Source organism: Nocardia araoensis NBRC 100135 (genome assembly GCF_000308435.1).
In the GTDB taxonomy this organism is placed as follows: Bacteria; Actinomycetota; Actinomycetes; order Mycobacteriales; family Mycobacteriaceae; genus Nocardia; species Nocardia araoensis.
On the sequence record NZ_BAFR01000033.1, the window covers coordinates 35,177 to 57,184 of the forward strand.

The 22,008-nt window shown below is 71.5% G+C and carries 1 protein-coding gene (running past one end of the window); it reads left to right on the plus strand.

Annotated elements, in window-relative coordinates; all coding sequences use genetic code 11:
• On the plus strand, nt 1-22,008 hold part of the coding region annotated (locus ON21_RS04325; RefSeq protein WP_039795580.1) for a WXG100-like domain-containing protein (this coding region is incomplete at its 3' end). 6,000 nt of the annotated region lie beyond the right edge of the window; 22,008 of 28,008 annotated nt are visible.

Below are 22,008 nucleotides of genomic sequence, written 5' to 3' on the forward strand. Positions count from 1 at the left end.
ATGGCTATCGAGCTGCCTTCCGCACTGAAGTACCTCGAGCCGATCGTCGGCATGGAATGGCCCGAGGGCAACGAGGACCAGATGTGGGGTCTGGGCGGGGACTGGCGGACCGCCGCGGAGGAGTTGCGTTCGGTCATCCCCGACATCGTGGCGGCCAAGAGCGCGTCGATGACCGCCTATCCCTCGGGCGACGGCTACGAGGAGATGGTCAAGGCCTTCGACAGCTTCCTGACGTTCAGCGGCGGCAACCCGCAGGACGACCAGACGCTGTCGAAGCTGGCCGACTACTTCAAGGAGATCGGCGACTCCGCTTACGACGTCGGTACCGAGATCGAGTACGGCAAGCTGATGTACTGGTCGTCGCTGGCGTTGCTGGCGGCGGAGCTGGCGGCGTCGTTCGCGTCCGGACCGTTCAAGCCCGCGGTGGACGCGGCGGCGATCGCGGCCACCCGGATCGCGGTCCGCATCATCGGCCAGCGGTTGGTGCAGGCGGTGATCCAGCGGGTGGGGCGGATCGTCGCGAACCGGTTCGTGAGCTTCCTGCTCCGGCACGTCGCGATCGACACGATCCTCGGCACCATGCAGGAACTCGGCGTGCAGGCCTACCAGGTCGAGCAGGGGCACCGCAAGAACATCAACGTCGAGCAGGTCGTCGTGACCGCCGTCAGCTCCGCGGCGGGCGGCGCAGCGGCGGGGCCGCTGGGCGAGAAGCTCGGCCATGCGCTGACCCGGAAGTTCGGCCCGGAGTTCAATCCGTTCCTGCACGGCATGATCACCGGTACGACGGCGGGATTGGTCGGCGCGGGCGCGGGTTTCGCCGGCGCGACCGCGACGCAGTTCGGCTTCGACGTGGCGACGGACGGGTTGGACCAGGCGCTGCAGAACCTGGGGAACACGCCGGTCGACTGGCGGATGTTCACCGCGGGCGCCTCGAACGGTGCGATGACCAGTGTCGCCAAGGTCGGTTCCGCGCAGATGTGGAACAAGGTGATGCCGACCACGATGAGCCGTCCCGATCTGGGCACCCGCCTGAACAACCTCTTCGCCGACGCGAGCGGGCCGCGGGTGGGCTACCGGCCCGATGGTGCGGGGACGCCCGGCGCGGGCGACGGCAGTCTGGCTCCCGGCGCCGGGAACACTTCCGGCGCGTCGAACACGCCCGGGGCGTCCAACGGTGCGGGGGCTCCGCGCGCCGGAATGCCGGCGGCCGGGAACGGCGGCACGGACACGTCGCGCACCTCCGGTGCGTCCGGGGGAGATCGGGTTTCGAGCGCGGCCTCCGATGGGGCGAGGTCGGATGGGAACGAGGCCGGGCGTAACGGCGAGTCCGGCGCTCGGGCGCAGACCGGGGAGCAGGGCTCGTCCGGTGAGCGCGCGTCGTCGGGTGAGCAGTCTTCGTCGGGCGAGCAGTCGTCGTCGGGTGAGCGGACGACATCGGGTGAGCAGTCGTCGTCGGGTGAGCAGTCGTCGTCGGGTGAGCGGACGACATCGGGTGAGCAGTCTTCGACGGGTGAGCATTCCGCGTCAGGGGAACGGGCCACGTCCGGCGAGCGGTCGACCTCCGACACCGGAGCAGGGCTCGCCGACGAAGGAAGGCAAGACCGCGGAACCGGAGCCAGCCGGTCCGACGAGCCGAATATAGCTGCGGGCCAGCATGACAGGGCTGGCGACCCTGGGGTCGCGCAGCGCGGCGCCGTCGACGGTGTGCAGAACCCGGAGACGCGGTCGCTGTCGGACATGCCCCCGACGGGTGCGACACCGGTCGCGGGCGCCCCGCTGACCGGTCCCGCGGTCACGCCGCCCGCCGGGCCTGCCACCGCGGGCGCGCCACCGTCCTCCGGTGCCGCACCGGGCCCGACACACTCGTCGCCTGCTTCGCCGGGACCGAGCGACGCACGGCCCGCGCCGTCCGCCGATTCCCGCACCCAGACCGGCACACCCGACGGCAGGGCGACCGCCGACCGGGGCCGCGCCGGTGTGGCCGATCGCGCCGCTGGTCCCGGCCGCGACGAGCCCGGAGTGCGGGCGGGTAAGACCGACGCCGAGGCGCCGCGCGCCGAATCGAGGCGGGAGACCGGTGCGACCCGCCAGGTCGGCGAGGCGCGTCCAACCGGAGAAACGCGTCCAGCCGGAGAGACGCGCCAGGCGGGTGCGGACCGCCCGGACGGCGAGGCGTCGCGATCCCGCGATACCTCGGAATCCGGAGACGGGCGGCGCGACACCGCGGAGCCGGTCGTGCTGCCGCTCGCCGGTGACGCGGGCGAGGCCAGGCCGGTGCGCAACGCGGGCGGAGATACGGAAGCCAGGACTCGCCGCCCGGGCAGGGATACCGATGGCGAGTCCCGTCGCCGGGATACGGACTCCGAGGACCCGGCTCGGCGGGACACGGACGAGACCACGCGGGACGACCCGGAATCCGACGCGGCGCAACAGGATCATCCGAAGAATCGCGGGGAGTGCGCCCGGCTTTCGCTAGCGGAGCTCCGAGAGGCCACCGGGAGCGATACCATCCGGCCGCCGGACGAGCCGGTCGGCGAGCGCGGCATGTCCCTGCGCGAAATCGAGCAGGCAGCGGGCGGCCGCCTGTGGGACTATCCCGACGGCGGACCGGAGCAGTCTCGCCACCAAGGTATCGCCGACGAATTGCTGCGGATGGCGGCGGGGATGGACCCGCGCGATGTCGCCGAGGGCCGTGGACCGCGCGCCCTCGTGGTGGACGAATACACCGGCCCGGTCGACGAGCACGGGGTCGGCGCCCACGCCTACACCTTGACCGTGCGCATGCATCCGGACACCGGCGAGTTCCGCATCGAGGTATCCGATCCGGGGGCGGAGAGCCGCAAGGGGTTCCCGCCGGACGTGCCCGCGGATCTGCGCTCGGTGTCGGCGGTCCTGTTCGATGGTGCGGGAAAGGCGGTGTCGCCGAGCGGATCCGACCCACGCGTGCGACCGGCCGACGAACGCCCGATCTACGGTCCCGACGGTGAGATCGCCGGTCGGCGCGACGACGAGACGCCGAAGCAGTTCCGCGCGCGGCTGCGGGCGGAGATGGCGGACATGCACTCGAGGCGGGCCGCCGAGCAGGCGCGGCGGCTGCGTGACCTGGTGGACCGCATCGATGAGGCGGATCTGCCGGAAGGGGTGACGAAACGCTCGCTGCGGATCAAGGCGGGACAAGCCGAATGGCATGCCCGCGAGTTCCGCAAGAACGCCGACACCTGGTGGCGGGTCGCCGGTGGGCGTCCCGCGGACGATGCCCCGGTACCGCCGCATTCGTCGTCGGACCCGGCTCCGGACCCGGTGCGCTCGCGCAACGACCCGGATTCACCGGAGCCTGCGCGTGTTCCGCCGGGTGACTCGGATTCACCGGAGCCTGCGCGTGTTCCGCCGGGTGGCCGTGACCCGGGCGCAGGGGACGATGTGAATCGGCGATTCGATCCGGCGGCGCGGCCGCGCGACGGCGATGAGGTGTCGGAACCGGGGGACCGGAAGGCGGCGCCGCTGGACGGCGGCGATTCGGAACCGGCGCGCGTCCACGATGACTCGGATTCACCGGAGCCTGCGCGTGTTCCGCCGGGTGACCGTGACGCGGGCGCTGTGGATGAAGCGAATCGGCCATCAGATCCGGCGGCCCGGCCACGCGACGCCGATGAGGTGCCGGAACCGGGGGACCGGAAGGTGGCGCCGCTGGACCGCGGCGATGCGGAGGGCGCGAGGCCTGCACTCGACCGCGCCCCGGCGGCGGAGGGCGACGACACGCGGCCCGCACGCGACCGCACCCAGGCGCTCGACGAGACGCCCGACTTCCTCGGTGAATCCGACGACGCGGAGCACCGGGGGGAACACGGCGACGACGATGTCCCCACCGGCATGTACCGCGACGCCGACGGGCTGTTGCACAAGTTCGGTGACCGCCCCGACTCCTACCGCGATCCGGACGGAACGTGGCATCACCAGGACGACGACCCGGGCACCTACCGCGACGACAGTTTCCGCTTGCACGACGCGCTGACCAAGGAATATCTACGCGATCCGCTGACGAACCGGCCCTATCGGTACCTGGCCGATCCCGGCGACAAGCAGCCGTACACCGTGGTCGACGAGACGATCGCGGGCCAGATCGCGAAAGCGGTCACCGAGCGGGCGACCTTGGAGGCGCAGCGCGACACGGCCAATGACGGGGTCAAGCGGCACATGGCGGAGTTCGGGATCGAGAAGATCAGCGATCTGGCCGAGGAGAAGCTCGCCGGGCGCGTGGCGAAACTCGAGATCGAGATCCTGGAGTCCGACCTCTCCGACGACGAGAAGCAGGCGAAGCTGGATCGCCTGGGCGAGATGGAGCGCAGCGCCGAGGAGTTCAACCGGCTGGGCCCACCGCTGGTGCAGGCATCGAAGACGCTCGGCGAACTGGGTGGCCGGGCGTTCGCGCTGGACGCGGACAAGCGGCCCGGTGCGGTGCTGCTGTCGCCGTTCGAAGGCGCGATCGATGGCGCCGATACCGTCGACATAGCTGTGCTGGTCCCCGGTATCGACGGGGGGCCGCCGAAGCTGGTGGTGATCGAGGCCAAGGGTGTCCACTGGGACCTCGGTGGTTCCAAAGTCGCCGAAGCGCAACAGGGTTCGCCGGAATATCTGCGCCGCACGGCCGCGATCGACAAGAACCTGCGGCGGATTCTGACCGAGACGCCCGAGGAGATGGCGGCGCGGGGCGTCAAGCCGGACAGTGCCGAAGGGCGCGCGCTGGCGCGGGCGCGCGAGCAACTGCTGAAGGCGCATCGGGATGGAACGCTCGAGGTCGAGTACCACCTGGTGCACGCCACCAAGAACGGCGTCGTCACCTCGCGTGAGTTCGATCTCCATCGGGACGGCGTGCTGGTGCGGGTCGATGTCATCGGCGGCATCGAATCGCCCGCGCTGACGCGGACGCCGGACCGAGCATCGCCCGCTGACGCCTCGGTACGTGATGCCGACGCTCCAACGCACGACGCAGGCACTCCGGCGTGGGACGCCCACATTCCGGCGCGGGACGCCGAGGATTCGTCACTCCCGCCGCAGGACCACGACAGCGACGCGGCGGCCGCCCGCGACGCGGAGTTGCTCGGCGTTCCGGGCGAGGACGAATGGTCGCACCTGACGCCGGAGGAGGTCGGCGAGCGGCTGCGGGAGCACCTGCGCGGCGCGATGGCCAACCCCGACTTCGGAGTCTTCGGGTTCGACCTGGACGGTTTGAATCCCGAGGTGGTGCGCGAGTACGCCAGGGCGATGGTCGATCTGGTCGATCGGTTCCCCGCCGTCGACCTGCGCAGCATCGGTATCGGCGGGCTGCCGTCCGAGGTGATCGGCATGGCGCAGCCACGGCTGGACGCTTCCGGCCACATGTTCACCGAATCGATCGTCCTCAGCTACGACCATGCGACCGGGGCGCAGACGTTCCGGGATCGGATGCGGATCGGTGTCGACAACGGCCGGTTCTCCCCGGAAGTGCTGCGTCGTCCGGTCCGGGCCGTCGTGGCGCACGAATACGGGCACGCGCTCGACTACGCCGGTCAACAGAACGCGCGGCATCGGGCCGAGGAACACCTGTACGAGCGTTATCTCGACGACGACACCCGCGATCCGCGGCTCGCTTTCGAGGATTGGCTGCGCCAGCTCAGCGGCCACAGCTTCGACCGCGACGGCAACCTGCGGCCGGAAGAGGCGCTGCCCGAGGCGTTCGCCGATCACGTGCTGCGTGGCGACGACGACCCGGCCGGCGCTCCCGCCCGAGCGCTGCACGACCTGCTGACCCGGTTGGCCGCCGAGCCGCCGGAGAACAGCGACGCGCCGCTCTCGCTCGAGGCCGACCACATCGACCTTCCGGACGATGGTTCGCGGGCGCGTGCTCCCGACGACTCGCTCGGCCGCCATGGGGACGTGCTGTTCGAGGGCAATCTGCCGGAGGACGGGACGCCGCTGTATCGCGGCATCCCTCGGCTGCTGCCCGACGGATCGGTGAATCCCGCGTATCACGAAGCGGTTTCGGGTCGCGCGGTGCCGCGCGGAACCGTGGACCTGTCCGTCGAGGAGCACATCTCCCAGCGTCGTGCCGCCGAGAGCGACACCACGTCGTGGTCGCGCACACGCAGTGCGGCCGAAGCGTTCACCAAGGGTGACGGAGTGATCCTGGAATGGCGCACCGGGCTGCCGCCGGAGGACGCGTCCTGGAAGTTCAAGCCGGTCTACGATCTGCCGGACGGGTTCTCCCAGGTCCTCATCCAGGGGACGCTGTCCGACGCGCGCGCGACCAGGTTCGTCGCCGCGGACGCGCATCCCGAGCACGGCGTCAGGGAGATCTCGGAGCAATCGGCGGGCGACGCCAAGCCGCCGCGCACGCCGGACGGGGAGCCCGCGGCACATGTTCCCGACGCCGAACTGCTCGGCGCACCCACCGGCGACGAGTGGTCGCGGCTGAGCCCCGCCGAGGTCGGTGAACGATTGCAAGAGCACTTGCGCCGAGAGACGGACAATCCCGAGTTCGAAGTCTTCGGCTTCGACCGTGACGGGCTCGACCCGGAGGCGGTGCGCGAGATCGCCCGCGCGATGGTCGACCTGCACTCCCGCTTCCCGCAGGTCGACATCCGCCGCATCGGGATCGGCGACCTGCCGGGCAAGGCGATCGCGGCGGCGGATTCCGGGTACGAGGACGGGCACTCCTATACCAAGTCGATCACGGTGAGCTCGAAATACCTCGCGAGCGCACGGGATCTGCGGCAGACGATGATCAACCGGGTCGGCGACGGGCTGTACGACTCGGCTGTCCTGCGGCGACCCGCGTATTCGATCGCCGTCCACGAGTTCGGGCACGCGCTGGAGGACGCGGGCAACGACGCAGCGCGGAGCGGAGCCGAGGACCAGCTGCTCTACCACTACATGGAGAACCATCCGGACAACCGGACGATGGATGGCTTCATGGAGTGGTTGCGCGAGAACCTCAGCGGCTACAGCCTGACGTCTCGGGGCATCGACTCGTCGGAGGCGCTGGCCGAATCGTTGGTCCGGGTGGTGGCCCACGGTCGAGACAATGTGCCCGAGCCGGTCCGGATGCTCTACGACCGGTTGATCGAGGCGGTCGAGGGGGATGCGAAGCTGCTCGGCGCTCCGTTCGACGACGAGTGGTCGCAGCTGGGTCCGGCGGAGGTCGGGGAGAAGCTGCGCGACACGCTGCGACGGATCACCGGCGATGCCGAATTCGAGGTTTCCGGTTTCGACCGGCCCGGCCTCAACGGCGAGGTGCTGCGGGAATACGCCCGGTCGATGGTCGAGATGTTCGAGCGGAACCCGCAGGCGAAGCTGCGCCGAATCGTCATCGGCGACCTGCCGCGCGGCGTCTTCGCCGAAACCGGGCAGCTGATCGACCATGGCACCCGGCGGGTGTACGCGGACGACCTGGTGATCAACGAACGCTATGCCGCCAGCGCGACGGAATTCCGGAAGGCCGTCGAGCAGAGCGTCGAATCCGGATGGTTGCATTCGAGCGCCACGCGCAGGCCCGTTCATGCGATGGCGGTACACGAGTTCGGCCACATCCTCGACATCGGCAGCAGCGGCTACGCCCGGCGCAAGCTCGACGCCGCACTGCTGAACCACTACCTGTCGAAGCAGCTGGGCGAACCGACCACCGAGGGTTATCTGGCGTGGCTGAAGGCCGACCTCAGCGGGTACAGCTTCGACAAGTCCGGACTGCTCGATCCGGCGGAGGCGCTGGCCGAGGCGTTCGCCGAAGTGCAGTCACGGGGCTACTCCCGGGCCGGCGAACCCGCGCGCGTGGCCTACGGCCTGCTGCGTGAAGCGGTCGACCGCGGTGGCCGTCGTGGGTGGCTCGGCCGGTTCCTGGACGGGCTGCGGCTGGAGCGGTTCATCTCCCGCAACGAATCGGGCGGGATCGACCGCGAGTCCGTCGAAGCACCGGAGAATACTCAGCGGCACGCGGTTCGGGTAGCGGAGCCCGGGGACGAGCCGCGACGCGAAACCGCGCTGCCGTCCACCGATCTCACCGAGCCGCTCGCCGCCGGTGGCGACGAGATCGGCACGCGTGAGCTGGTCCGCCCGGACGACGGGCAACCGTCCGGCTGGCACCACCGCCCGATCGACGTGGCCGCGGCGGAAGTGCGAGAAGTGCTGGCGCGCAGCGAGGTCGGCAGGCAAGCGCTCATCCGGCTGCGCGATCTCGGGGCCGCCATCCGGTTCGAGGAACCCGGCGACGGTCCCGGGCAGCCGGACGGTTTCGACGGGCGGACGATGGAAGTCTTCATCGGCACCCGTGGCCGCGACCAGCTGGCGCAGGCGGCGGCGGTCGTGCGGGCGGCGGAGCTGGCCGGTGCGGTCGCCGAGGGCAGGCTCGAGGTGAGCCCGGCCCGCATCCGCGAGCTGAACCGGGCCGATCACATCGCCGCGCGGGTGCGGGTGGAGGCCGAGGCGCTCGGCCGCCAAGCCGAATTCCACCGGGAGATGCGCGCGGCCGGTTACGACCCGTACGGCGGCCCGGTGCGCGATGTGGTCGATGCCGCGCAGCGCGGCACGCTGGAATCGGCCTACCTGGATGCCTTCGACGCGCCGGATCGTTCTTCGCTGGACAACCCGGTGCACCGGGCGATCCGGGACGCCGAAGCGGCTCGGCTGACCGCACGGCGTGACGCCGTGGCCGCGGCGGTGGACGCGGCGCGTGTTCAGCGTGCGGAGGCGGCGCGCGGCCTGGCGGGCGACGGGGAATTGAGCACTCGCGCCGCGCTGGCCGACACCATGGAGCGGTTGCACGGCCGGACGGTCCGGATCGACCAGGCGAGCGCATGGCGGGACCGGTTGTCGGAGCTGGAGCGGGCGGCACTGCGGGTCATCGATCTGGAGGAGGTGCTGGCCCGTTCCGACGCGGACCTGCGTCATGTGCTCGATCTGGACTCCCCTGAGCGGCGACCGGATTCGAGCGCGGATCCGGCACGACGGCGCGCCGCCGCCGTGGACAGGTTGCTGGCTGATTCGCGGTTCGACGACCCCGAGGATCCACGCAAGGGAGTCAGCGGCAGGCATGAGGCGGGCGAGGAGTGGGACGCCGCGCATCGCTCGCGCGCACCCGAGGGGACGGCGGAATACGCTCCCTCCGATCTCGCGACGGCCCGCGAACTGGAGCGGCTCCAGCGGGCGGAGGCGGCGGCCAGGCGCGAGTTGGCGCGCATCGAATCCGACTGGGATCGCGCGTTCCGGCGGCTGAAGGACGGATTCAACCTTCCGGACGACGAGATTCCGGCCACCCGGCAGGAGATCTTCGACCTGCTCCGGGAACGGTCCGAGCGCATCGACATCTGGAACGGCCCCAGCTACGTGCGGCTCCTCGCGGATTTGACCGCACAGCACACTCGGGTGACCGCGGACCGGGCCCGCTTGCTGGGCGAGATCACCGACCTCGTGCGGCGGGACCTGTCCGCTCGCGCTGGCCGCGCCGACGACCCGCTGCCCACCGACATCCGGGTCCACCTCGACGAATCCGGTGACCTGCGTGTTCTTCGAGACACCGACGCCCCTGCGACGAACACGCCGACCGATCCGCCCCGCAACCGTGTCGGCGAGGGGATGCACCAGCCGACGATCACCGAGCACGCGGGCACACTGCTGAACCGGGTGCTGGTCGAACTCAGCGGCAGCCCGCAGGGCAGATGGGCCGCGACCATGCTCGAGCGGCTCGGCGTGGACATCCGCTTCAGCACCGAATCCGACGCGAACATCATCCGTCTCGACAGCGGGCGATACAACCTGCGCCCGGCAGCGGGATACGACCCGGTGACAGATACCGTCGTGCTGGATTCCGGTTCCGGGGCCGAGCGGCACGCCGCGGAGTTGGTGCGCGCGGCGCGGCTGTCCGAGCAGGTGCACGAGTCCGCGGGCGAACCCCTGGCGCGGCTGGCCCTTTCCCGTGACGAGTACGTCGACCTGATGCTGGACCGGATGGCCGAGGCGTACGCCCTGATGTACGCGGGCAACGCCGACGAGACCGGTGCGATCGATCTGAACCGGATCGGTGTCGACGACCTGGAACGCGCCTACGCCAAGGCATACGACGACGCGCTGAAGTACGCCGAGAAGACGTACTGGAAGTCCGGCGTCGTCCGGTCCTTCCCGCTCTACCACCGGGCCGCCTTCCGCGCCGGTGTGCGCGCGGTGCGCGAGCACCTGAACCACCTCGGGCCGCAGGTCGGCTGGCGCAACTACGGTGACCACTTCGGCGCGGCGTGGGACCGGGCGCACGGCATCGCACCGACCGATCGCGTCGCCGATACCGGCGCGCCGGCGCGCGACACCGCCGCCAGGGTCGCCGAGCGCGCCACGCATGTCGCGCTGGAGATCGAAAGCCTGCGCATGCTGCGCGATCTGGGCGATTACGTCCCGGTCAGCCCGGCCGAACGCGCGTACACCGAGGCCTACGACAAGGCGTATCCCAAGGCGGAGAAGGCGCATCGCCGCAACCCCGAGGCCCCGCCGCCGGAGGAGGCCGCCTACCGGGCGGGTCGCGAGGCGGTACGGCGCTATCTCGATCGGGTCGGTTTGGACCGGGCCGAGATCGCCCTCGATGTCGTCCGCGCCGCGGGTAACGAGGACGAGTCGCGCTGGGGTCATCCGAAGGCGCGCGAGGACGGGATCACCCAGCATTTCGACGACCCCGCGCCCCGCGAGATCGGGCCCGACGGCGACGCCGACCTCGCCCGGCGCGTTCTCGATCAGGAATTCGACAGCGAGCCGCATCCCGAACGGCTCACCGACCGCGTCGTGCGCTACCCGGCCGATTCCGAGCCGGGGAGGCGGCCGCGTCTGGTGGTCGTCGCCGAGCCCGGGCAGCACCTCGACGCCCTGCGCGAACTCGCGGCGAGCCATCCGGAACTCGCCGACGTGCTCTGGGACCGTTCGCACTATCTCGACTACCGCGAGGCGGTGCGCGGGGCGGGCGGCCTGCCGACCATGCACCACATCACGGTCACGGCGGCGGAGGGGCCGTACCGGCACCCCACCAGGAGCGAAGCGCTCACCCAGATGCTGGCGCACTATCTGCGCTACCGGGCCGAGGGCCGGACCCGCCTCGGGTTCGAGGAGTGGCTGAAACAACTCGGCCCCGAGGCGTTCTACACCGCTGAAGACGCCGAACAGGCGCGTGGTACCCGCCGCCAAGGTTTCCACGTGCCCGGCAGGCTGACCGAGGGCTTTCACGAGGCGGGATACCGCACCGCGGCAGCCGCCGACCCGCCGTTGACGCCGCCGCATCCGGCCGAGGTCGCGCACCGGTTGTACACCCGCCGGATCCCGCTGCCGAGCGACCCGGGCATCCCGCGCCCGTCGCATCACCAGCTGGAGATCTTCCGGGTCGGCTCGACGATGTTGAGCATCCACTTGGAGCCCGACGGCAACGGCGGCTGGCGGGTGCCCGCTCCGCTGTCGAACCGATCGGAATCCGACGTCCTGTCGACGCATTTGCAGGGTCTGGCCGCGCCCGATCGGAAGAAGCTGGTCGCCAGGATCATCGAGTTGCTCGGCGACGGTACCACCGACCTGGCGGATCGCGGCAAGCCGCGCAGCAGGTTCGGCCGGTTCATCGATCGGATCACGCCGGGCAGGACGAGCACACCGGAAGGCGAACAGCCGCAGCGCGAGGCGGGCACGGAACCGCACGTCGATCGGGACCGGATGGCGGACGAGTCCCCGCGCGGAACTCATCCGCCCGAGGACATCGCCGCGGACCTGCCCGATACGGAGGTGCTCGGCGCCCCGGCCGCGGACGAGTGGTCGCAGCTGAATCCGCACGAGGTCGGCGAGCTGTTGCAGGACCGGCTGCGCGAGGCCACGGGCAATCCGGGGTTCGAGGTGTTCGGCTTCGATCGGCCCGGACTGAATTCCGAGGTGGTGCGCGAATACGCCAGGGCGATGGTCGAACTGCACCAGCGGTTCCCGAACGTCGACCTGCGCGGTGTCGGCATCGGCGAGCTGAAGCGGGGCGAGCTCGGGTGGGCCGACGGTCAGATCGATGACGTCACCAGGAAGGTCTTCACCAGGGCGATCGTCCTCAGCCACGAGCACGCGACGAGCGCGCGGGCCTTCCGTGCCGCGGTGCACAACGCCGTCGGCAACGACCAACTGAAGCCGATAACGCTGCGGCGGCCGGTCTTCGCCGTCGCGGTGCACGAGTACGGTCACGTGCTCGACCACGCCGGTGGTCTCGCCGCGCGGATGCGGGCCGAGCGTCATCTGCTCGAACTGGCCGCCGCGGACCCCGACGGCGATTTCGGCCAGTGGCTGCGCGAGCTCAGCGGCTACAGCCTCGACGAGGACGGTCTGCTCGACGACCACGAGGCGGTGGCCGAAGCGTTCGCCGAAGTCGTCCTGCGCGATCACTTCGGCGATCTGGGTCCGGCGAGTAAACCCGTACGCGCGCTGCACGATCTGTTGCTGCACTACGCGCAGCAGCCGGGCGAGATCGGCCACCCCGGCGATGCCCCGAAGAACGACCGCCTGGTCCTCGACACCCACGACGACCAGGTCCGCGACCTGCTGCGGCAGACCGACTACGGCAAACAGATCCTGGCGAGCCTGGACAGCGGCCCGATCCGCACCGACTACGAGGACAGCGCGCCGGACGGGCGCGCAGGCGAGTTCCGGCGTCGCGAATTGTCGGCGCTGGCCTTCACCGAGGGCAATTCGCACGTGCGGCAGGCGCTGGCGCTGGCGCACGAATCGCTGCACGCGCAACGCCATCTCCAGCGCACGACGGCGAACACGCCGGAGCGCATCCGCGCGATGTCGCGGGAGGAATTCGTCGACGCGATGGTCGACGAGGAAGCCGCCGCCAGCGGCAGGCACTTCCGGCTCGCGGCGGAACTGCGTGCGCTCGGCTACGAGATCCCGGAGCATCCGCTCGAGCAGCACTATCGCGAAGCGTTCGATCGGGAGTTCGCACGCCGCCGCTGGGACAACAGCGCCGAGGCCCACGATCTCGGCGTCGCGGCGCTGCGCGAGCCGCTCGGCCGGACCGAGTGGAACAACGGGCGCAACTACGCCGACTACTACGGAAACATCTGGGACGAGGCCAATGTCGGCCGTGACGGCGCGGCGGAGGCGGGCAGGCATCATCCGTTCTCCCCGATGACCGCGGACGAACTGTGGCAGGGCGCGCTGACCCGCCAGGACGCCAGGCTGCGGGCGCAGGATGCCGCCGCCGAGTTCGCCCACCAGGCCGAGGCGGTGTTCGGCACCCGTGACGTCACCCGGTCGCAGATCGAGCGGGCGCTGCGCGAGGCGCAGGACGCGGCCACCCGATCCGACCACGACCCCGATCTGTTGCGCAGGCAGCACGATCTGCGTGTCCTCAGCGATTCGGCGGATCGGCGCGACCAGGCCGGTTTCCGGCTCGAGGGACAGCGGCACAGGCTCGCCGCACTGGCCGCGCGCGGTGTGCTCGGCGCGGCTGTTCGCGGCGAGCACGCCGCCCGGGTGCTGACCGATCACGTCGCTCATGTGCCCGGCGAGCCGGACCGGCTGGTGATCGCGGCGGAAGCCGGTGACCACGAGCGGGTCATGCGGGAAGCCGAGCGCGACCCGCTCGCCGCCGCGCTGCTCGGCCGCGACGACGTCGCCCGCCGGTTCCTCGAGGTGGAGATCGATGACTTCGGCCGCGTGCGGGTCCGTTCCGTGGACGAGCCGGGTCCGGCCGCGCCGAGCGACCCCGTCGGCGAGGTCACGCCGCGCGATCTGGCCGGGACCGCGGCGGCCGAGCGGACCGCCCGCCTGCGCGCGGAGCTGGCCAGGACCGAGATCGGCAGGCAGATCGATCGGGCGTTGACCGAGCACAAGGTGCGGGTGGAGTACGAATCGGGTGCGCCGGATCGCTACTACCCGGCGCAGCGGCGACTGGTCCTCGATCCCGGCCTGACCGACACCCAGCAGCTGCTCGCCCTGGTGCGCGGCGGCACCCTCGCCGATCTGGCCCACGCGCCGGACATGCCCGACGCCGCCCGGATGCGGACGCAGTCCTCGCGCCGCGCGTACGTCGGCGCGATGCTCGACCTGGAGACCGCGGCCCGCATCATGGAGTTCGCCGCGGTCGGCGAACTGCGCGCGGCGCGGCACGACATCCCCGAGACCGAACTCGAGCGGGTGTACACCGAGGCGTACGACGCCGCGCACGCGGCCGCGAGGGCGGCGGAGCCGAACGCCTGGCCCGAGGATCTCCAGGACAAGGCCCGCGAGGCCGCGTTCGAGGCGCTGCGCCCACTGATGGACGCCGAGCCGGTCGGCCCGGATCAGACCTACGCCGATTTCTACGGCGACGCCTGGGACGCCGCGCACGGCGCGCGCTCGTTCGACCAGGTCGTGGCGGAGGCGCTGGCTTCCGGCGAGATCGGCGCGACCGTACTGCGCGAGGGCGATTCGGCGCACGGCGCCCGGCGCGTCGAGCTGGTCCGGTTCGGCAACGGCACCGAACTGATCCGCAAGATCGTCGTCAATCCGCGGCATGCCGTCGCCGAGGTGCTCACCGGCGTGCTCGGCCGGGCCGTCGACGCACCGGTGCCCGAGTCGGTGCTGCACGAGCCCACCGTCGTCTACCAGCAGGTGATGCCGGGTGAACCGGCCGGGAACCGGCACCGCGACTTCGCGGATCCGCACCGACTCGGGTACGCCGATTCGCTTCCCGGCCGCGCCCTCGGTCTGCTCGACACCATGGTCCGGCCCCCGGACCGGGATCGCTTCGGCTGGCTCGCCGGGCCGGACCGTCAGCCGGTCGGCATCGACCACAGCCGCGCCTTCGAGAACAGCGTCGAGGCGCGCGAGGCGGTGAGCCCGTTCGCCGAAGGATTCCTCACCCGCGACGCCGACGGCGGCGTCCGCTATCGCGACAACGGGCTGACCCGCGAGGCCGTCGACATCCTCATCGAACGCGTCGCCGCGCTGCGGCCCCGGTTCGAGCGCTACGGCCGCACCGACTGGCACGACCTGGCCATGGAACGGCTGACGCGGGTACGCGAGCACGCGCGCGACATCGTCCCCGGTCCGCCGCCCGACGCCACCACTCCGCTCGGCGACGACCACACCGCGGTCCGCGAATACGACAGACGCAACACCTGGCTCTACCCCGACGGCGAAGGCGGCATCCACGCCACTGTCGACGGTGAAGGCGTGCTGCGCGTCCGGATACAGCCCGCCACCAGACCGCGCGACGGCGCGGGCCTTTTCCGCAGCGCCATGTCCGAACTCGGGCACTTGGTGACCGAGATCCGAGGCGAGTGGCACCGGGAAGGCGGCCCGGGAGCCGACCCGGACCTCTACCGGACGCCCGAGGAAGCGATGCGCGACACCCTCCTCGGCGAGCTGGCCGCCGAGTACGGCTTCACCGAAGTACGCGTCGAGCCAGGGGATCCCGCACCGACGGTGCGTTTCACCGAGCCGGAGTTCGCCGGGCCGGACGCCCACTCGACGCCGGACGACACCGGATCGCGCGAGCGGACCGACGACAACGAGCGGGAACCAGCGGCCGACGAGCCGGAGCCCGCCGATACCGAGGCCCGCGGCGAAGACCTGTGGCAGCTGACCCGGATCGACACCGAAACCTCCGAAGTGTGGCAGCTGCTCGAACAATCCGCCGTCGGGCGGGAGGCGGCGGAACTGCTCCGCGCGGAGGGCGCCCGGGTGCGGTTCGCCGACATCGGCGAGGAGATCGGCGCGGCCGACGCCTTCGACCGCCGCACCATGGACATCCTGATCGACACCCATGACCGCGGACAGGTGGAGCTGGCGAGCGAACTCGTGCGCGTGGCCGCGCTGACCGAAGCGATTCGGGCAGGGGAGGTCGAGGTCACGCCGTCCCGCATCCGGGGCACGACGCGCGCGGACTACGTCGCGGCGCAATTGCGCGCCGATGCCGTGGCCACCGGCAGGCAGGCGGAATTCCTGCGTGAGCTGGAGAACGCGGGATACCCCGGTCGGCCGACCGCGCTGGCGCCGGTGGAGGTGAACTATCAGCGCGCGGTGCGTGAGCAGTACCTCGACGCCTACGACGCGGCTGTGGCCAGGGCGCACGACCAGGCTCTCGACGCCGAGCGGCTGCGCGAGCTGGGACGGGCGGCGGGTGTCGACGCGCTGCTCGCCGGGGACCTGTTCGACCCGCCGTGGTCGGAGGAGGAGAGCACCAGCGCGCGCAGCACGCACGGCCGGGACTGGGACGCCGCCCAGCAATACGAGCGCTCCGCGGACGAATACCGCCCGGCGACCGCGGAGGCCGCGCGCGAGACGCAGGAACTCGTGCGCAGGCACGCGGCCCACACCAGGGAGATCGGCCGCATCGACGCGGTGTGGGATGAACTGGTCGGCAAACTCGAGGGATTCGATCCCGAACACAACGCCCTCGACCGCAGGGCGCAGGCGCAGGATCGGACGGATGTGCTGGCCCACCTGCGCGACCTCGCCCGCACTCGGCGCGAACTCGGCGACGATCAGCTGGCCACGTTCGACGCTCAGGTGCGCATCCTGAGCGAACTGGCCGCCGATCGCGGGCGCGCGGTGGCGGCGCGGGACGAGGTCGCCGTCGAGCTCGCGGCGCGGGTCGGGCACGACCTGATGGACCGGCAGGTCCGCGAGGCCGGTGGCAGCTGGCTCACCGACCGGGTGGCGTGGCTGCCCGGACGGCCGCCGAAGGTGTTCGTCGCGGAGACCGGTGACCGCTTCACCCGGGTGACCGGCGACGAGGCGCCCGACACGTCACTGCGCCACACCCTGGCGGTGGAGGATGTTGTCGCCGATCGAGTCTGGGTCGACGTCGACGACTCGGGCACCGTGCGGTTGCGGCACGAACAGACCGGTCCTTCCGCGGTCTGGTCCGAGGACGACGGCCACTGGATGCGCGAACGGACTTCGAGTCCGTCCGACGCCGTCGCTCGACCGGAGCGCTCCGCCTCCGAGGAGCCGGTACCGGACGACCACCTGGCCGACCGGCTCGACCGCGTCATGCGCGAGCTGGACGGCGACAACCTGCGCGTCTACGTGAACATGCTCGGCGAGCGGGTGCGCGGCGACGGCAATTCCGTCGGCCGGTGGGCGATGAGCACTGTCGACCGGCTCGGCGTCGATATCCGCTTCACCTTCGACGACCCACCGGCCGCACGCGACGGCAGGCAGCAGCTGCGGTCCGACACCGGCTACGTCCCGTCCGCCGATAGCATTGTGCTGCACTTGAATTCGTCGGCGCTGGAGCTCGCCGAAGCGTGGGTCCACGCCGCCGCCATGGCCGAGCAGATACGGGCGGGCGAGGGGCCGCTGGAACGGCTCACGCTGTCGCGTGACGAGTACGTCAGCGCGATGCTCGACCGCCAGGCCGAGGCGCACGCCAGGGCCTTCGAGTTCACCCGGGTGCGCGAGGAACGCGCGACGTATCAGAGCGAGCGGGATCGCACCGCCGACGAGCCGCGCGCCGTCGAGCACGACGACCGACTGCGGGAGACCTTCGATGAGGCACGCAAGAAGGCACGCAAGATCGCCGCGCGCGCGTATCGCGGCAACTCGTCGATCCGGCCTTCGATGCTCGACGCCGCGGCCTACCGTGCGGCGGTGCGCGAGGTGCGCGCCGCGCTGGTCGAGCGCGGGCCGCTGATCGACGGTGTCGACTACGCCACCCACTACGCCGCGGAATGGGACCGGGCCAACGGATTCACCGCCGCCGACCTCGACCACGCCCCCAACCCGCACAAGGCGGACTCGCCGGAGCTGCGGCGGATGCGCACCGCTGACTTCGCGTTCGAGATCGAAACCCTGCGCGTACTGCGGGAATCGGGACGCTTCGTGCCCGTCGGCCCGGCCGAGACCGCCTACACCCAGGCCTACGACCGGGCCTATCGGAAGGCCTCGCACGCCGACGACGGCGTGCCGCCCGAGCGTCGTGCGATGGACGCCGGGCTGGCGGCGCTGCGCAAGTACGTCGACAAGGTGGGTCTGCCCGAGGCCGAGATCGCGATGGAAGTCGCCCGCTCCGCCGCGGACAACCATGGCCGCTATCAGCCGTGGCCGATGGCCGAGGATCCGGCGGCGCTCGCCCGGAGCGCGCCCGTCGAGGCCGACGACCTGGTGGCGGCGCGGCGCGCGGTCGACGCCATGCTCGACCGAGATCCCGCCGGCGTCCGCCTGACCGAACGCATCGCGCTGTTCACGGACGAGCGAGGTGTGCATCGGCTCGTCATCGCGGCCGAGCCGGGCGGGCACGTCGACGCGTTGCGCGAATTGGCCGTGCGGAATTCGGCATACGCCGACGTGCTGTGGAGCGGAACGCATCGCCTCGACTACCTCGCGGTCTCGCCGGACGACGGTGGCACCCGCTGGCTGCCTGCGGGGGTGGCGGAGGGACCATACCGCGCGCCCGACCGCTACGAGACGATGCAACAGTTCCTGGCGCACTACCTGCGCTATCGCGAGGCGGGGCGAACCGGTCTCGGCTTCGAAGCGTGGCTGCGCCAGCTCGGTCCCGAGATGTTCTACACGAAGCAGGATCAGCGGCAGGCGGACGCGCACGAGGCCTACGAGGGCCGCCAGAACCAAGGTTCGCTGCGCAGCGACGCCCTGACGAACTTCCGTACGGAACCGGAGGTCGGCGAGCCCCATCCGGCGGTGGTGGCCCACCGGCTGGCCACCAGGCAGGTGCCGCTGCCCGAGCCGGGCAGCGGACCGGGTGTGTCGTGGCCGCGGACCACGATAGGCACCATCCGGATCGCCGATTACTCGTTCGGCATAGTGCTGGAGGCCGACGGCAATGGCGGGTGGCGCGTGCCCGCCCCGACCGGCGGCGGCGGTTTGGACGACGCCTTCGGCAGGCTCTTCCGCGGCATGTCCGACAGCACCGTGAAGAAGCTGGTCAAGCGGATCACCCGGTTGCTCGACGACGGCGGGTCCGATCTGGTCCGGCGCGAACCCCGCGGTGCGTTGCGGCGCATGGCCGATCGGCTGTCCTTCGGGCCGCGCGACGATGCCCCGCGCGCGATCGATGCGGGCGAGACCGAGCACAACCCGCCGCAATTCGACCGGGCGCGCACCCCCGACCCCGACGAGGGCCGCCGCGCCGAGGCCGACCGGCGGCAGGCGGTGCTGGACCGGCTGGCCGCGCAGAACCACGCCGCGGTGCGCGAACGCGATGCCGCCCGCGCGGCGGACGATCCCGAGCGGCTCGCCAGGGCCGAGGAACGCGTCGAGCGGCTGGACCGCGCGATGGCGACCGCCTTGGAACGTGACGCGTTGTTGCGCGCCGATGCCCGGCCGGTCACCGATCGGGTCGGCATTCTCGCGGGCGAGCCGCCGATGGTGCTGGTGGTGAACCTCGGCGGGACGGAGCCCACTCGTGTGCTGGCCGATGTCGCCGCACGGTATCCGGAGGTGGCCGACGCGCTCGCGCAAGGCGCGCGGCCGCGCGAACTGCGGGTCGACCCGGACGGCGCCATCCGGGTCGTGCCGATCGCCCCGCGTGTGGACGCGACCGCAGGCGGGGAGTCGCAACAGGCCGAAGCCGAAACCGGAAAGCCCGGTCCCGGCGACAACGCCGTCAGCGCGGAGCCGGGCCTTGGCGACGACGCCGAAACCTCGCAGCCCTCGGCGGGCGATGGCGGTGCCGAAAAGCCGCCCACCGCGCCGCCGTTCGCGGACGACCCCGGCGACGAGCCCGGCCCGCCATCGGACTGGTACTTCCGGATGCGGATCGAGCAGGCCGACTGGGAAGCGGACATGGCCGCCGACCACGCCGCTTGGCTGCGCGAGCTGGCCGACGCGAACCCGGACGACCGGTGGGCGCGCTTGCGCGCCGAGCAGGCGGAATGGAACGCCCGCATGGCCGCCGATCGCGCGGCGTGGCTGCGCTTGGCGCAGGCGGAGAACGAGACCTGGACCGCGGGCCTGGAAGCGGACCGGTTGCGGCGCACGGCCGACGCCGATCCGGACGATCCATGGGCGGAACTCCGTGCGCAACAGGCGGAGTGGAACGCCAGGATGGCCGAGGACCGGGCGCAGTGGTTGCGCAGGCTCTACGCGCCGATCGGGACCGAGCAACACGTCGATGCGGGTACACCGGACCCAGGGTCCTCGGCACGGCCCGACCCCGCGACACCGTCCGCCGCCGCTCCGGAGGCGGGCACACCTTCGCCCGGCGCGGATGAATCGCACACCGGTGGAGCCGATGACGATCCGCGCGCCCGGATGTCACCCGAGACCCGGGCGGAATACGACCGGCGCACAGCCGAACTGGAACAGGCACGAGCCCGGCGGGACGAACTGCGCTCGCGGCGCGACGAACTGGCGGGACGGCTGCCGATCGACGACGCCGACGACTGGGCGGCCCTGCGCCCCGGCCCCGACGGCCTGGACCGCACGCTGGAGGGCCTGCGTGGGCGGACCATGCCGGTCGGCGAGATGCCCGAACGTCTCGCCCGGATCGATGAGCTGGAACAGATAGCACGCGATTTCGCCGACGCCGATGCGGAAACCGCTCGCCTCGAAGCGGAACTCGCGGACCTCGAACTGTCCACCACCCCGGTTGGCGAATACGACCGGCTCGTCCAGCAGCGCCAGGCGCTGACCCGCGAACGCGAGTTCTGGCGGGCCAAACGTGACGGCCGGGTCGCGCGCTGCGAGTCGTGGAACGGGAACGTCGTCCTGGACGAGTCGGCGTTGCGCGGGGATCAGCTGGAGACCACCGTGCTGCGGCTGTACGAGGCCGCGAACGTCCGCACGATCGACGATATCGGCGGCCCCGACGAAGCGCCGCACACCGATCGGGTCGCGCCCGAGCCGCTGGAACTCGAGCATCGCAGGCGGACGATCGAAAAGCTCGCCGCGGCCGCCGAGCAGGTCAACCAGCTCGACGAGCAGATCCAGCAGGTGGACCAGCGGCTCGATCAGTTGCGCGCGGCCGGCGTTGGCGCGGAACGGTCCCGGCCGCAGGACGTGATCGACGCGCTGGAGCGGCTGGCCCAGCAGCGGGCCGACGCGCTGCACGAGGTGCAGCCGCTGCGGCACGAGCGCGACGACCTTGCCGCCCGTCTGGGCCTGTTGGACCGGGACGGACGAGTCGATCAGGCGGCCTGTGAACCGGAGCGGCTGGACCGGACCGTGGCCGTCCTGCGCGCGGCGGTCCGGGACGGGCTCGCGGACGGCACGCTCTCCGACGAGGAGGCCGCCGCTCGCCGCCGGGACGTCGACGCGCTCGACGCCGTCGCGCGCGAGGTGAACGACGCGCACAACGCGATCGGCCGCATCCAGGACGACATGGCCAGGGTGGCGGGCGCGTACCGAGACATCGTCGAGCGCATGGGCGGCCGGATGGTGACCGACCGGGTCGGCATCATCGAAGGCGAGCGGCCGCGCATCATCGTGCTCGGTCCCCGGCCCGATCCGGCCGCGCCGCGCGCCGAACACGACGCCGCTCTGGCCGACGCCCTGCGCCGCAGTTCCGAAGTGGCACAGGCGATCGTGCGTCCGGAGACCACCGTGGACTACCGTCACGTGCTCGCCGACCGCGAGGACAACGTGCGGACCCAGGACATGGATCCGCCGGAGATCGAACGGTTGAGTACCGGATGGATCGGCGGCCGCCGCCTGGACATCACCTCGTGGCGCGACGACGAGGGCGTCTGGCACCGCGTCGATCCGACCCGTCCGGACTGGGAATTCGGGCGCGACCGTAGCGAACTGCCGAAGAAGTACTCGCCGAAGGAACTGCCGGACGGCGTCAGCGGGTGGGCGATGGAGGACGTCGTCAACGACATCACCCTGCCGACCGACGACGTCCCGCCCGGCATGATCCCGGAGAGCACCCTCCCGGTGCACATGCCGCAGGCGCCTTCGCGGTACGACACCTCGGGCGTCGACGAGAACGACGTGTTCACCCAGCACTGGGGCGGCGATTCGTACAACGTGGTGCGCCTGCTGCTGATGGCGGCGCAGGTGCCGAAGCATCCGGCGGTGAAGGCCTGG